Below are 15,341 nucleotides of genomic sequence, written 5' to 3'. Positions count from 1 at the left end.
CGTTCCGTTGATTTGACATTTCGTCAAAAGATGTCGGCGGTGTACTCACTGGCCGAAACCGCGAGATGCCTTGTTCCCCGTCGTTGACCTGTGTAAAGGTGTGCCCTGTCGGCGTGTCCCCAGCACGCCGTTCTTTCGTATGCGCGAGGCCGCAGTGCCGGCATACCCCTTGGTACGGACTTATTCGGTGTGTCCCTGAGAGGAATGCAGCGTGAACGACGCAGGCCCGTCGAATTCCCCGGCCCCGGCGCGGGGGTTCGGCCCGACGGACGAGCAACTGAGCGCGGAGCTCAGGAAGTGGACGGGTGCGACGCCCGCGCTTCATCCCGTCGGCGAACTGCTGGACCGGCACTGGGAGGCGGCCTTCGCCTACGCCCGGCTGTGCACCGACGGCCCGCGCCCCGCCGGGATGCTCACGACCGCCGCGTTCACCCGGCTCTTCGGCGAGACGCTGCGCCAGAACGGCCCGACCTCCGCGTGGCGGCCCCATCTCCTCGTCACCGTGCGGCGCGTCGCCGCCGAGTGGGCCGCGGACCACCGCCACGACATGCTCCACCCGGATCTGCTGTCCGGCACCGCCGACGGAGAGCGCCCGGCCGCGCGTCTGCTGCCGTCGCCGTACCGGCGCCTGCTGGCCGGGGCCTTCCAGCGGCTGCCCCAGTCCGCCCGCTGCCTGCTGTGGCACATCGAGGTCGAGGCCGAACCGCTCTTCGCCCCCGCCGGGTTGCTCGGCCTGGACGAGGAGGGCGCACGCGTCGAACTCGAGCGCGCCCGTGACCGGCTGCGCGAGGAGTGCCTCCAGGTGCACCGCGAGCTCGCCCCCGACGAGGAATGCCGGCGCTATCTGCGCCTGCTCGACGTCACGTACCGCCGAGGCGGTCTCGACATCGACCCGGATCTACGCGCGCATATCGAAGGCTGCGGGCACTGCAGCGCCGCTGCTGACCAGCTCGACCGGTTCAACCACGGGCTCGGCGTCGCCCTGTCCGAGGCGGTGCTGGGCTGGGGTGGGCGGGAGTACGCGGAGAGCCGGGCCGGCGGTGCCGTGGAGGCCTTCGCGGAGAGCCGGGTCCCCGGAGGTACGGCCGCTGGTGTGTTCACGGGCGGGGCCGCCGCGGCGCACGCGGGCGGCACCGACATCACCACCGATCCGGCGCGTCTCGCGCGTGAGGCCGCCCCCGATCCGATCGCTCTCGCGCGTGCGGTCTTCCCGGACCCGGTCGGCCCCGCCGATCCTGTCGCCCGCGCCGGCGGGATCGGGGAGTCGTTCACCGACCCGGTCGGTGGGGTGGCGGCGCCGGCCGGCGACGAAGCCCGCGCCCAGCGAATCCCTCCCAGCACACCCGGCGCCCCGGCACCGGCCAGGAGGACCAGGCCTGGTCCGGAGGTCGTAGGCCCCCGCACCGCCGCTCGCAGATCCGCCCACAAGGCGGCCCGCCGCGCCGCCCGCCGCCGTAACCTCACCGCGGGCATCCTCACCGTCGGCGGCCTCGTCGTCCTTCCGCTGGTGCTGTGGTCCACCGGCGACTTCGGCGACGGCGCCCCGGCCGGCACGGACCGGCCCGCCGAGGAGACACCCGGCTCCGACGCCGCCGAGCCGACCACCGACCCGTCCTGGATCGGCGCGGGCGAGGCCGGCAAGAGCACCCTGCGCGGCCGGCTGCGCAACGTCGACTCCGGCCTGTGCGTCGGTGTCGAGGGCGACAAGGCCGTCGAGGACGCGGAGGCGGAACTCACCGCCTGCTCCTCGAACTCTGCCCAGCAGTGGACGTACGAGACCGACGGACTGCTGCGCAACGGCGCCGGCCCCGGCCTGTGCCTGGACTCGCGCCTCGGCTACTCCGTGCGGCTGGCCCCCTGCGCTGCCCCGTCCGGGCCGGACAGCGACGACATCCGCTACGACTTCACCCTCCAGGGCGCCCTGGTGCCCCGCTGGAACCAGGACCTCGCCCTGGCCCCGGCCGCGACGGACGGCTCGGGAGCCCTGGTCCTCAAGGCCCGGTCGGACGACGAGGCCCACCGCTGGGTGATCGACACCTCCAAGGCCGACCTGCAGATGGAGGCCGTCACCTGGAACGCCCCCGCTCCGCCCCCGCGTCCCAGGCCCACCCCGACCCTCACCCCGTCGAAGACGCCGGAGCCCACGCCGCCCCCGTCCGCGACCGCCGCCACCTCACAGCCGACCCCGAGCAGCCAGGCCCCCACCGACTCGCCCTGCTACCACTACGGCTCCCACTGCGACGAGGACGGCCGGCACGGGCAGCCCGGCTACGGCTACCCGGGCTACGGCTACGGCGGTTACGGGTACGGCGGAGGAGGCGGTCGCTGACCGGGCGTACTCAGGGCCCGACGACGGTCAGCGACAGCCACAGCGCCGCCACGGCCGGCACCAGTGCGGCCGGTACCGCGAGCAGCCCGATCCGGGTGAACTCCCCGAGGCCGACCCGGTGTCCCTGCCGCTGTACGATCCGCCGCCACAGCAGGGTCGCCAGCGATCCGGCGTAGGTCAGGTTGGGACCGATGTTCACGCCGAGCAGCACCGCCAGCACGGCCCCGGGACCGGCCTCGGCGGTCAGCGGCAGCAGCACCAGCACCGCGGGCAGGTTGTTGATGACGTTGGCCAGGACGGCGGCCAGCGCGGCCACGCCCAGCAGGGTGAGCAGGCCCGTACCGCCGGGCAGCACACGCTGGAGCGCGCCGGCGAGCCCGTGGTCGACGACCGCGCGGACGACGACGCCGAGCGCCAGCACGAACGCCAGGAAGGACGGGGCCGCGGACCGCGCCACCGTCAGCGCGGTGGCCTTGCGCCGCAGCAGCGCCCGCCCGGCCAGCACCAGCGCACCGGCCAGGGCGGCCCACGCCGGCGCGACGCCGACGGCCGAGGCCACGACGAACCCGGCGAGGGTGCAGCCGACCGTCACGAGAGCGAACAGCGGCAGCGGCTCGGGAGGCCGGGCGGGGCCGGGGGAGGGGGGAGGCGCGGCCAGTTCACGGTCGAAGAAGCGGCGGAACACCAGGTACTCGGCGGCGATCGCGACCAGCCAGGGCAACGCCATCAGAGCCGCGAACCGGGTGAAGCTCAGCCCGCTCGCCGTGAACGCCAGCAGATTCGTCAGGTTGGAGACCGGCAGCAGGAGCGAGGCGGTGTTCGACAGGTGGGCACAGGCGTACAGGTGCGGGCGGGCCTCGACGCCCATGCGGGTGGCGGTGGCGAGCACCACCGGGGTCAGCAGGACGACCGTGGCGTCCAGGCTGAGCACGGCCGTGGTGACGGAGGCCAGGGCGAACACCGCGGTCAGCAGCCGGCCGGGGCGGCCCGCGGCCCAGCGGGCCATCCACCCCCCGCACGCCGTGAACAGCCCTTCGACGTCGCAGAAGTGGGCGAGCACCAGCACGGCCGCGAGGAATCCCACCACGGGCCCCAGCCGCTGGATCTCCTCCCAGGCATGGGCCGGCGCGATCACGCCGACGGCCACCGCGAGCCCCGCCGCCGGAACCGCGAGCACGGCTTCGGGCAGCCCCCGCGGACGGAGTACGGCCCACACGAGCACGGCGGCCAGCAGCGCCACGGACAGGACTTCGGCGAGCGGGGTGTTCAGGGCGGACCCTCCGGGGCGTGATCACTTCGTGCCCGCCCATGAAACCAGCCACGGGTAAGAGACATGCCCCGGCCTCGTCACCGCCGGGCCCCGTCACCCTGAGGGCCGGCGCGCCCTTGAGCGCCGTCAGCACGCCGCGGCTCGGCCCGAGTTCGCGTCTGACGCCGCCCGGCGTACGGTCTGCGACGTTCTCACCGTGTCGGTCCGGGTCTGCCCCCGGCGGGAAAACGCCAGCCGCTCAGATCTCGTCGAGCAGGGCCAGTTCCGCCCAGATCGTCTTGCCCTCGGCGGTGTGCCTGCTGCCCCAGCGCTGGGTGAGCTGGGCGACGAGGAGCAGACCCCGGCCGCCCTCGTCCCAGGTCTTGGCCCGGCGCAGGTGCGGCGCCGTGTGATTGGCGTCGGACACTTCGCAGATCAGTGTGGAGGCGTCGTGGATCAGCCGGAGCCGGATGGGCGGGGCGCCGTAGCGAATGGCGTTGGTGACCAGTTCGCTCACCACCAGCTCCGCGGTGAACGTGGCCGCGACCAGCCCCCACCGTTCGAGCTGGTCGACGACCTGCTTGCGGATGGGCGCGACCAGCGCCGGGTCGGCGGGGATGTCCCAGGTCGCGACCTGGGCGGACGGCAGGCCGCGGGTGCGGGCCAGCAGCAGGGCCACATCGTCGGCGGAGCCACCCGGCGGGAGCAGGGCGTGCAGGACGCGGTCGCAGATCTCGTCCAGGGAGTCGGAGGGGCGCGACAGCGCCTCGTGGAGCATCCGGCCGCTCGTGTCGAGGTCCCGCTCGCGGCCGGCGAGCAGCCCGTCCGTGTGGAACGCCAGGACGCTGCCCTCCCGCAGCTCCAGCTCGGCGGATTCGAACGGGAGCCCCCCGACGCCGAGTGGGGGACCGGAGGGCAGGTCGAGCTGCCGGGCCGGGCCGTCCGGCGGGACCAGCAGCGGCAGCGGGTGCCCGGCCCGGGCCAGGGTGCAGCGCCGTGACACCGGGTCGTACACCGCGTAGAGGCAGGTCGCGCCGACCTCCCCGGTGCCGGCGTCGGTGCCGGACTCCTGGGACAGCCGGACGACCAGGTCGTCGAGGTGGGTGAGCAGTTCGTCGGGGGCGAGGTCGATGTCGGCGAGGGTGCGGACGGCGGTGCGCAGCCGGCCCATGGTGGCCGAGGCCTGGATGCCGTGGCCGACGACGTCCCCGACGACCATGGCGACCCGCATCCCGGACAGCGGGATGACGTCGAACCAGTCGCCGCCCACGCCGGAGCGGGTGGCGGGCAGATAGCGGGAGGCGGCCTCCACGGCCGCCGTGCGCGGCAGCGTGCGGGGCAGCAGGCTGCGCTGCAGGGTGAGGGTCGTCTCTCGTTCACGGGAGTAGCGGCGTGCGTTGTCGATGCACACGGCGGCCCGGGCCGTGACCTCCTCGGCCAGCAGCACGTCGTCGTCGGTGAAGGCCTCGGGGCTCCGGAAGCGGGTGAAGACGGCGACGCCGAGGGTGGTGCCCCGGGCCTGGAGCGGGACGGACATCGTGGAGTGGACGCCGTATTCGCGGATCCGCCGGAAGCGGACCGGGTCCCAGGCGAGCCACTGCTCCAGGTCGCCGGAGGAGCCCGTGGCGACGACCGTGTGGCCCACGGCCAGGGAGGTGGCCTGCGGGGAGGTCGCCGCGTAGACGTCCACCTGCCCCGGCTTGGCGACGGCCTCGGGGCTGCCCGGGTTGACCGACCGGTGGGCGGCCCGGCGCAGGCTCACGGGCGGAGTCGGTGGCCCGGCGGACTCGCCGCCGTGCTCCTGGGCGTCGAGCAGCTCGACGCTGACGAAGTCGGCGAGCGCGGGGACGCACACGTCCGCCAGCTCCTGGGCCGTCCGGGTGACGTCGAGGGTGGTGCCGATGCGCACGCTCGCCTCGTTGACCAGTTGGAGCCGCTCCCGTGAACGGTACTGGTCGGAGAAGTCGTGGGCGGTCACGCACACGCCCCGCACGCGGCCGGTCTCGTCGGTGAGCGGTGCCATCCGGGCGAGCCAGGCGTGCGCGCCCCGGGCCTCGCCGCCGGCCTCCATGTACGTCTGCATGTCATGTCGCCGACCGGTGCTCAGCACCCGGCGCAGGAAGTCCTCGAGCTCCCTGTTCGGGGGCCGGCTGCCGATGTCGGTGGGCCTGAGGCCCAGCAGCCGCTCGGCGGGCAGTCCCACGAGGTCCGCCATGGCGTCGTTGACGCCGCGCAGCCGCAGCCGCTCGTCGTAGATCATCGTGGCGCAGGGCGACTGCGCCAGGGCCGCCCGCACCAGCGGGTCGTCCGGAAGCCTCTGGCCGGCGGCCTTCGGCGGGGCCACGGCGAGCCAGTCGAGCGTCTCCGCGGCGTCCGGCGGTCTGCGGTGGGCGAGCACCCATACGGACACCGGATGGCCGTCGCGATGGCGCAGGGTGACGGTGCCGCTCCAGCGGGCGTCGCTCGGCACCGGCGGCGGGTCCGCGCCGTCGGCCAGCAGTGCGGCGGCCGGGCGTCCCACCACGTCGGCGGCCGTGTGGCCCAGCAGACGGCGGGCGCCCTCGTTCCATTCGGTGAGCGTGCCGTCGGCGGCGATGACGGCACGGGCGACCACGCCATCGTCGAACGACTCGTCCGGGCTCATCGTCGTCACTCCATACGGACACACACAGTGAACGGGGAGGCCACCAGAGTCCCAGCCTAGTGCGTAGCCGCCCGGCGTGACCCGGTAACCCCTGCGCTGCCCCGGCCCGCCCGCGTCGGCACGGAGCCGGCCGAGGTGCCACCGGGGACAGAAGAACGCTTCCGCACCCTTGACGGGCGTCTGTGACACCTCGACAGAATCTGTTTGTTCGCGATGAGTTGTGATTACTTCTGGGTCTTGACGAGGGAGAGCCTCCATGTCGGTCAGTCGCAGATCGGTCTTGCTCGCATCCGCTGCCGCGCCCGCGGCCGGAGCGCTGCTGGGCGCCCCGGAGGCGCGGGCCGCAGAGGAGGTGCGCGGCGGGTCCGGCCGCCGCACCGTCGCCCTGCGCGACGGCTGGCGCTTCGCGCTGGTGAACCCGGGCGGGATCACCGACCCGACCGGCGCCTATGCCGACGCCCACCTGCCGGGCCACGACGACTCCACATGGCGCGAGATCGCCGTCCCGCACGACTGGAGCATCGAGCAGACCCCCACCACCGATCACGGCACCACCAGCGGCACCGGCTTCCTCCCCGGCGGCCTCGGCTGGTACCGCCTGGCCTTCACCCTGCCGCCCGCCCTCGCCGGCAAGCGGATCTCGGTGGAGTTCGACGGCGTCTACATGGACGCCTACGTCTACTGCAACGGCAAGGAGGCCGGCCGCCACCCCTACGGCTACACCGGTTTCGCCCTCGACCTGACCGACCTGGTGCACACCGACGGCACGACGGAGAACGTGATCGCGGTCAAGGTCCAGAACCGGCTGCCCAGCAGCCGCTGGTACTCGGGCAGCGGCATCTACCGCGAGGCCCGCCTGGTGATCACCGAGCCGGTGCACGTGGCCCGCTGGGGCACCCGCGTCACCACGCCCGAGATCTCCCGGGAGCGGGCCGTCGTGCGGGTCGCCACCTCGGTCGTCGACGCGTCGGGCGCGGGCGCGGACGTCGAGATCGTCTCCCGGATCGTCGACGGCGAGGGCCGGACGGTCGCCCGGACCTCCTCCACGGTCGCCGTCACCGACAAGCGCACCGAAACCCAGGAGCTCACCGTGCGGCGCCCCGAGCTGTGGGACATCGCAGCCCCGCACCGCTACACCCTGCACACCGAACTGCGCGTCGGCGGACGCACCGCCGACACCTACCGCACGGTCTTCGGTCTGCGCACCTTCCGCTTCGACCCCGACGAGGGCTTCTTCCTCAACGGCGAACACCACAAGATCAAGGGCGTCGACCTCCACCACGACCTGGGCGCGCTCGGCGCCGCCGTCAGCATCGACGCCGTCCGCCGTCAGATGGAGATCATGCGGTCCATGGGCGTCAACGCCCTGCGCACCTCCCACAACCCGCCCGCGCCCGAGGTGATCCAGGTCTGCGAGGAGCTGGGCATCGTGATGCTGGTGGAGGCGTTCGACTGCTGGCGCACCGGCAAGAACCGGTACGACTACGGCCGCTTCTTCGACGAGTGGGGCGAGAAGGACGCCACCGAGATGGTGCTGGCGGCCCGCAACTCGCCCGCCGTGCTGATGTGGTCCATCGGCAACGAGGTCCCCGACTCCACCTCCACCGCCGGCCTCGCGATGGCCGACCGGATCATCGCCGCGATCAGGGCGGCCGACGACACCCGTCCGCTGGTGATCGGCTCCGACAAGTACCGCCGCCTCCCCGCGAAGGGCTCGGCGGCCGACCTGATGCTGGCCAAGCTGGACGGCCTCGGCCTCAACTACAACACCGCCAGGTCGGTGGACCAGTTGCACGCGGCCTACCCGCACCTCTTCCTCTTCGAGTCCGAGTCCTCCTCCGAGACCTCCACCCGTGGCGCCTACCAGGAGCCCGAGCACCTCAACACCGGCGAGAACCACACCCCGGGCAGGCGCTCCACCTCCTCCTACGACAACAATCTCGCCTCCTGGACCATGAGCGGCGAGTACGGCCACAAGAAGGACCGGGACCGCAAGTGGTTCGCCGGTCAGTTCCTCTGGTCGGGCATCGACTACATCGGCGAACCCACCCCCTACGACGTCTTCCCGGTCAAGGCGTGCTTCTTCGGCGCGGTCGACACGGCCGGTTTCCCGAAGGACATGTACTACCTGTTCCAGAGCCAGTGGACCAGCGAGCCGATGGTCCACCTGCTGCCCATGACCTGGAACCACGGCAAGGGCGACACGGTCGAGGTCTGGGCATACGCGAACGTCGACACCGTCGAGTTGTACCTCAACGGGAAATCCCTGGGCGTGCGGCGGTTCGACACCAAGAAGACCGTCGACGGCCGCGCCTACCTGGAGACGACCGAGGCGACCGGCGACGACAAGACCTTCACCGACGGCCCCTACCCCGGCAGCTACACCAGCCCCAACGGCAGCGCCGGCAAGCTCCACCTCACCTGGAAGGTGCCGTATCAGCCGGGCGAGCTGAAGGCCGTCGCACGGCAGGACGGCAAAGTGGTCGCCACCGACGTGCTGCGCACGGCCGGCGCCCCGCACGCGATACGCCTGACCCCGGACCGCACGTCCCTGGCCGCGGACGGCCGCTCCCTGGTCTTCGTGACCGCCGAGGTCGTCGACCGGCGCGGTGTCGTGGTGCCCGACGCGGAGCACCTGCTCTCCTTCGAGGTGACGAACGGCTCCCTCGCCGGGCTCGACAACGGCCGCCAGGAGAGCGCCGAGCGCTACCAGGCGAGCACCCGCACCGCCTTCCACGGCAAGGCCCTCGCCATCGTCCGCTCCGGCACCAGGGCGGGCGCGGTGAAGGTGACCGCCCGCGCCGACGGCCTGCGCGCCGGCACGGCGACCGTGCGCGCAGCAGCGGCCCGTGACCGGGCGGAGACCGAGCCGCCCGTGTTCGAGCCGGAGCACCCCGCACCCCTGAACTACCCGCACGCGGACGCCAGTTACTCCGGCCGACCGGACACCCTGCCCGCCGCCGTGCTCGACGGCGACCCGGCCACCGGCTGGTCCAACGGCTTCTTCAAGCAGGCCACCGCCCTGCTGCCCGCATTCGACGGGGCCCGCGACGAGGACTGGGTCTCGGTCGACCACGGACGCACCCGCGGGTTCGACCGGGTGGATGTCTCCTTCACCGTGGACGCCACGCACAGCCTGCCCGCGACGATCGACGTGGCGGTGTGGGACGGCCGCTCCTGGCAGGCCGTGCAGGGTGCCGCGGTCGACTGGGCCACGGCCTCCGACCACGTGACCGTGATCACCTTCAAGCCGGTGCGCGGCTCCCGCATCCGGCTCACCCTGACGAGCCGCCACCCCGACGAGGCCCGGGGCGCGATCCGCATCAGCCGCCTGGAGACACCGGCGGCCTGACCCGCGCGCAGCGGTCCGGACGGTGCCGGCTGCGGCCGGTCCTGTCCGGACCGTTGACGGGGTGTCACATCAGCCACAACCATGGCCTGCGTCCGCATCTGGGAGCGCTCCCACGCCGAGCGCCACCCGCACCTCCCCAGAGGAGCCCAGACGTGAAAAGACGCAGAACCGCCCTGCTGTCCCTGTCAGCCCTGCTGGCGGCGGCCGTCACCGCGCTGCCCTCCGCACCGGCCGGGGCCGAAGAGGCCGAACAGGTCAGGAACGGCACCTTCGACACCACCACCGAACCGTGGTGGACGACCGCCGACGTCACCGCCGGCCTCTCCGACGGCCGGCTCTGCGCCGACGTACCCGGCGGCACCACCAACCGCTGGGACGCCGCAGTCGGGCAGAACGGCATCACCCTCGTGAAGGGGGAGTCCTACCGCTTCTCCTTCAGCGCGACCGGGGCACCCGCCGGGCACGCGGTCCGGGCGATCGTGGGCCTGTCGGTGGCCCCGTACGACACCTACCACGAGGTGACACCGCAGCTCAGCGTCTCCGGCGACACCTACTCCTACACCTTCACCTCGCCCGTCGACACCGACCAGGGCCAGGTCGGCTTCCAGCTCGGCGGCAGCGCGGACGCGTGGCGCTTCTGCATGGACGACGTCTCGCTGCTGGGCGGGGTGGCGCCGGAGCCGTACGAGCCCGACACCGGGCCCCGGGTCCGCGTCAACCAGGTCGCCTACCTGCCCGCAGGGCCGAAGAACGCCACCCTGGTCACCGGCGCCACGGCGAAGCTGCCCTGGGAGCTCAAGAACTCCGGCGGCACCGTCGTCGCCCGGGGAACGACCGTGCCGCGCGGTCTCGACGCCTCCTCCGGGCAGAACGTCCACTCGATCGACTTCGGCGCGTACCGCAAGAAGGGCTCGGGCTTCACGCTCGTCGCCGACGGTGAGACCAGCCGGCCCTTCGACCTCGACGCGAGCGCCTACGAGCGGCTCCGACTGGACTCGGCGAAGTACTACTACACCCAGCGCAGCGGGCTCGCGATACGCGAGGACCTGCGGCCCGGCTACGGCCGCCCGGCCGGACACGTGGGCGTGGCACCCAACAAGGGCGACACCGACGTGCCGTGTCAGCCCGGAGTCTGCGACTACTCACTGGACGTCAGCGGCGGCTGGTACGACGCAGGCGACCACGGCAAGTACGTCGTCAACGGCGGCATCTCCACCTGGGAGCTGCTGAGCACCCACGAGCGCGCGCTGCACGCCCGCACCGGTGACGCCGGCAAGCTCGGCGACGGCACGCTCGCCATCCCCGAGAGCGGCAACAGGGTGCCCGACCTCCTCGACGAGGCGCGCTGGGAGCTGGACTTCCTGCTCAAGATGCAGGTGCCCGACGGCAAGCCGCTGGCCGGCATGGCGCACCACAAGGTGCACGACGAGCAGTGGACCGGCCTGCCGCTGCTGCCCGGCGACGATCCGCAGAAGCGCGAACTGCACCCGCCGTCCACCGCCGCCACCCTGAACCTGGCCGCGACGGCCGCGCAGGCGGCCCGCCTGTACCGGCCCTACGACAAGGCCTTCGCCGACCGGGCCCTGGGGGCCGCCCGCAAGGCGTGGTCGGCGGCGCTCGCCCACCCTGACCGCTACGCCTCCGAGAGCGACGGGATCGGCGGCGGCGCCTACCCCGACCGCGACGTCACCGACGACTTCTACTGGGCGGCCGCCGAGCTGTACCTCAGCACGGGGGAGAAGCAGTTCGAGGAGTACGTCCTGAAGTCCCCGGTCCACACGGCCGACCTCTTCAAGCCCCTCGGCTTCGACTGGGCCCGCACCGGGGCGGCGGGACGCCTCGACCTCGCGACGGTGCCGAACAAGCTGCCCGGCCGGGACAAGGTGCGCCAGTCCGTCGTCAAGGGCGCCGACCGCTACCTGGCGACCCTGAAGGCGCACCCCTACGGCATGCCGTACGCGCCGGACGGCAACATCTACGACTGGGGCTCCAGCCACCAGGTCCTCAACAACGCCGTCGTCCTCGCCACCGCGTACGACCTCACCGGCGCCTCGAAGTACCGCGACGGCGCGCTGCAGAGCATGGACTACATCCTGGGCCGCAACGCCCTGAACATCTCCTACGTCACCGGCTACGGCGAGGTCAGCGCGCAGAACCAGCACAGCCGCTGGTACGCCCGCCAGCTCGACCCGAACCTGCCCAACCCGCCGCCGGGCACCCTCTCGGGCGGCCCGAACTCGAGCATCCAGGACCCCTACGCACAGAGCAGACTCCAGGGCTGCGTCGGCCAGTTCTGCTACATCGACGACATCCAGTCCTGGTCGACCAACGAGCACACGATCAACTGGAACGCCGCCCTGACCCGCATGGCCTCCTTCGTGGCGGACCAGGGATAGGGACGTGCTGACCGGCCGCGTGCCGGGGGAGTCCGACGACAGGACGCCCCCGGCACGCGCGCGTAGCCTGGTGGCATGCCAGCGGTGCGGGTCGACGGCATCGACATCGCGTACGACCGGATGGGCCAGGGCCCGCCCGTCGTGCTCGCGCACGGCGCCACGACGGACGCCCGCCTGTTCCGCCCGCAGACCGAGGACCTGTCCGACGAGTTCACCGTCGTCGCCTGGGACGAACCGGGCGCCGGCCGCTCCTCCGACGTACCGCCGTCCTTCGAGCTGGCCGACTACGCCCGCTGTCTGGCGGCCGTCATCGAGGACGTGGGCCTCGGCCCGGCGCACGTCCTCGGCCTTTCCTGGGGCGGCACCGTGGTGCTGGAGCTCTACCGGCGCCACCCCGAGCTCGTCCGGACGCTGCTCCTCGTCGACACCTACGCGGGCTGGAAGGGCTCGCTGCCCGCGGCGGAGGTGCGGGCGCGGGTCGAGGGGGCGGAGCGGGTGCTCGCGGTCCCGGCCGAGGAGTTCGCACCGACCATGCCGGGCCTGTTCGCCGGGCGGCCCTCCGCGGAAGCCGTCCGCCTGCTGTCCGTGATGTCCGCCGACACCCGGCCCCGGAGCATGCGGACAGAGCTCACCATCATGGCCGAGGCCGACCAGCGCGACCTGCTGCCCGGGATCACGGTGCCGACCCTTCTGCTGTGGGGCGAGCTCGACAGGCGGTCTCCCGTGGATCTCGTCGCCCATCCGTTCCTGGAGGCGATCCCGGAGGCCACCCTGGTCGTGCTGCCCGGCATCGGGCACCTCAGCAACCTCGAGGCCCCGGAGCCGTTCAACCGGACCGTCCGGGAGTTCTGTCGCGCCCGTTCCTGAGCGGACCGGCGACCGCCCGGCCCGGCGGCTCGTGTCCGACCGGTTCCCCCGGTCGCTCATGGGCGGTCAGGGTGTGCAGCCGCGCCTGGTCGAGGGGCTCGTGCACCTCGACGTACTCGCCGTGCGGCAGCCGCTTGACCACCCCGGTGGGCCGGCCGTGCTCCACCAGCTCCCGGTCGCGCAGCCGCAGACCCAGGCAGATCCGCCGGGTGACGACGAAGACGACCGCCGGGACGGCGAACATCGCGATCCGCACCGCCCATGTCACCGTGTTGATCGACAGATGGAAGCGGGTCGCCACGATGTCGTTGCCGCCGCCCGCCAGCAGCACCAGGTAGAGGCTGATCCAGGCCGCCCCGATCGCCGTGCGCGCCGGGCGGTCACGCGGCCGGTCCAGCAGATGGTGCTCATGCCGGTCTCCGGTGAACCGGGCCTCCAGGAACGGGTACACGCCGATGAAGAGCAGCAGCAGCGGGAACACCACGATCGGGATCAGCACGCCGAGCACCAGTGTGTGACCCCACAGCGTGATCTCCCAGCCCGGCATGATCCGCACCAGCCCCTCGGCGAAGCCGAGATACCAGTCCGGCTGGGCGCCCGTGGACACCTGGTCGGCGCGGTAGGGGCCGTACGACCACACCGGGTTGATCGTCGCCACCGCCGCCATCAGCGCGAGCACCCCGAACACCAGGAAGAAGAAGCCGCCCGCCTTCGCCAGGTACACCGGCATGAAGGGAGCGCCCACGACATTGCGTTCGGTGCGCCCGGGCCCGGCGAACTGGGTGTGCTTGTGGTAGACGACCAGCAGCACGTGGACGACGATCAGCGCCGCCATGATCCCGGGGACCAGCAGGACGTGCAGCGCGTAGAAGCGGGCCACGATGTCGTCGCCGGGGAACTCGCCGCCGAACAGGAACATCGCGAGGTACGTCCCCACGATCGGCACCGACAGCAGCGCGCCGTGCACGAACCTCAGGCCCGTGCCCGACAGCAGGTCGTCCGGCAGTGAGTAGCCGAACAGGCCCTCGAACAGACCGAGGAAGAGCAGCAGCCAGCCGAACAGCCAGTTGACCTCACGCGGTTTGCGGAACGAGCCCGTGAAGAAGTGCCGCATCATGTGCGTCAGCATCCCGGCGACGAAGACCAGCGCGGCCCAGTGGTGCAGCTGCCGGATCAGCAGCCCGCCGCGCACGTCGAAGCTGATGTCCAGCGTCGAGGCGTACGCCTCGGACATGCGCACGCCGTTCAGCGGTGCGTAACTCCCGTGGTACGTCACCTCGTTCATCGACGGATGGAAGAACAGCGTCAGATAGACGCCGGTGAGGACCAGCACCGCGAAGCTGTACAGGCAGATCTCGCCCAGCAGGAAGGACCAGTGGTCGGGGAAGACCTTGCGCAGGTACTTCCTGCCGAGCGTGTGGGTGCCGAGCCGGCCGTCGAACCAGTCGGCGAGGCGTTCACCGCGTCCGGCGCTCACACCGCCTCCCTGGACAGGTGGGCGAGCTTGTCCGGGTTGGCCACGACGTAGATGCCGCGCACCCGGTCGCCCTCCGGGGTGAGGTCCAGGACCAGGACGGCGTACGGCGCGTCGCCGTCGAACAGCACCGCCGCGTCGTCGCCGTTGACACGCCGGTAGCGGAGCACGGGGTTGCTCGGGCCGCCCCGCCCGGACGTGAACAGGCGGGCCACCTTGTCCCGGCCGTGCACCGGGCGCAGGCTCGCCGGCTTGCGCTTGCCGCCGGCGTCCGTCCACGCCGTGACGTCCGGCGCGAGCACCTCCATCAGCTCGGCGATGTCCCCGCCGAGCGCCGCCCGCACGAACCGCTCGGTCGCCTCCCGCCGCACCCGAGGATGCGCCTCGTACCGAGGCCGCCGCGCGTGCACATGGTCCCGGGCCCGGTGCGCCAACTGCCGTACGGCGGCGGGGGAGCGGTCGATGATCTCGGCTATCTCGGCGTGCGGGTAGCCGAACACCTCGCCCAGGACGAACACGGCCCGTTCCAGCGGCGTCAGCGACTCCAGAACCACCAGCATCGCCAGCGACACCGACTCGGAGCGCAGCGCCGGCCCGTCGGCGGTCTCGGCCTCCTCGTCCGCGACGAGGGGCTCGGGCAGCCACGCCCCGACGTACGTCTCCTGCCTGCGGCTGATCACGGCACGGCGGCGCAGCGCGTGGTTGACCGCCACCCGGACGAGATACGCCCGGGGGTTCTCGACCCCGGTCAGGGGAGCGCCCCCGCCGCGGGCCGTCCAGGACAGCCACGTCTCCTGCAGGACGTCCTCGGTGTCGGCGACACTGCCGAGCATGTTGTAGACGACGCCGAACAGCAGCTCGCGATGGTGGACGAACACCCCGGTCGCCTCGTCGAGCGGGGCGTCGGTGCCGGGTACGGAGTTCTCGGTCATGCGGGGGCCTCCCAGAGACGCGCTCACTACTGCGAGCCGGAGAGCACCCCGGAATGTGACATCGAGCGGCGCGGTGTGACTCACGTCTCATCCCCGGG

Annotated in this window: 8 protein-coding genes; 4 read left to right on the top strand and 4 right to left on the bottom strand. The window is 72.5% G+C overall.

The features are described 5' to 3' along the window. The first annotated feature begins 211 nt into the window (after positions 1 to 211). Positions 212 to 2,329 carry a ricin-type beta-trefoil lectin domain protein gene (locus ACWD1U_RS14245; RefSeq protein WP_451107390.1) on the top strand — a complete coding sequence of 706 codons (2,118 nt, stop codon included), beginning with the start codon at positions 212 to 214 and terminating at the stop codon, positions 2,327 to 2,329. Positions 2,330 to 2,339: 10 nt separating this feature from the next. Here the strand turns inward: ACWD1U_RS14245 and ACWD1U_RS14240 are convergent, their stop codons facing one another. Next, complete coding sequence (locus ACWD1U_RS14240) at positions 2,340 to 3,569, bottom strand: SLC13 family permease (protein WP_451107389.1); 1,230 nt, start codon at positions 3,567 to 3,569, stop codon at positions 2,340 to 2,342. Between the two features lie 268 nt (positions 3,570 to 3,837). Next, positions 3,838 to 6,222 carry a SpoIIE family protein phosphatase gene (locus tag ACWD1U_RS14235; protein ID WP_451107387.1) on the bottom strand — a complete coding sequence of 795 codons (2,385 nt, stop codon included), beginning with the start codon at positions 6,220 to 6,222 and terminating at the stop codon, positions 3,838 to 3,840. 256 nt (positions 6,223 to 6,478) lie between these two features. Here ACWD1U_RS14235 and ACWD1U_RS14230 point away from each other — a divergent pair, with 256 nt between their 5' ends. From ACWD1U_RS14230 to ACWD1U_RS14220, 3 genes are all read left to right on the top strand, one after another. Further along, positions 6,479 to 9,574: a glycoside hydrolase family 2 TIM barrel-domain containing protein gene (locus ACWD1U_RS14230; RefSeq protein ID WP_451107385.1), complete on the top strand. Its 3,096-nt coding sequence runs from the start codon at positions 6,479 to 6,481 to the stop codon at positions 9,572 to 9,574. A gap of 152 nt (positions 9,575 to 9,726) precedes the next feature. Beyond that, entirely contained in the window at positions 9,727 to 11,970 is a 2,244-nt protein-coding gene (locus tag ACWD1U_RS14225) for a glycoside hydrolase family 9 protein (protein ID WP_451107383.1), read from the top strand. 75 nt (positions 11,971 to 12,045) lie between these two features. Continuing rightward, positions 12,046 to 12,837 carry an alpha/beta fold hydrolase gene (locus tag ACWD1U_RS14220; RefSeq protein ID WP_451107382.1) on the top strand — a complete coding sequence of 264 codons (792 nt, stop codon included), beginning with the start codon at positions 12,046 to 12,048 and terminating at the stop codon, positions 12,835 to 12,837. Here ACWD1U_RS14220 and qcrB read toward each other — a convergent pair. Together qcrB and ACWD1U_RS14210 are read right to left on the bottom strand one after the other, a co-directional pair. Further along, positions 12,797 to 14,314, bottom strand: coding sequence for a cytochrome bc1 complex cytochrome b subunit (gene qcrB / locus ACWD1U_RS14215; protein ID WP_451107380.1), 1,518 nt, complete (start codon positions 14,312 to 14,314; stop codon positions 12,797 to 12,799). The genes ACWD1U_RS14220 and qcrB overlap by 41 nt on opposite strands. Continuing rightward, complete coding sequence (locus ACWD1U_RS14210; RefSeq protein ID WP_451107378.1) at positions 14,311 to 15,243, bottom strand: sigma-70 family RNA polymerase sigma factor; 933 nt, start codon at positions 15,241 to 15,243, stop codon at positions 14,311 to 14,313. The genes qcrB and ACWD1U_RS14210 overlap by 4 nt, the downstream gene beginning before the upstream one ends. Positions 15,244 to 15,341: the final 98 nt, after the last annotated feature.

The sequence above is a fragment of the Streptomyces sp. NPDC002788 genome (genome assembly GCF_053592115.1).
The sequence above is the reverse complement of the archived record's forward strand: the minus strand, read 5'-3'. Positions and strand labels throughout refer to the sequence as shown.

Bases quoted from the DNA above. Each gene is read 5' to 3' on its own strand.
- ACWD1U_RS14235 (WP_451107387.1), bottom strand. From the start codon at position 6,222: ATGAGCCCGGACGAGTCGTTCGACGATGGCGTGGTCGCCCGTGCCGTC.
- ACWD1U_RS14230 (WP_451107385.1), top strand. From the start codon at position 6,479: ATGTCGGTCAGTCGCAGATCGGTCTTGCTCGCATCCGCTGCCGCGCCC.
- ACWD1U_RS14220 (WP_451107382.1), top strand. From the start codon at position 12,046: ATGCCAGCGGTGCGGGTCGACGGCATCGACATCGCGTACGACCGGATG.
- ACWD1U_RS14210 (WP_451107378.1), bottom strand. From the start codon at position 15,243: ATGACCGAGAACTCCGTACCCGGCACCGACGCCCCGCTCGACGAGGCG.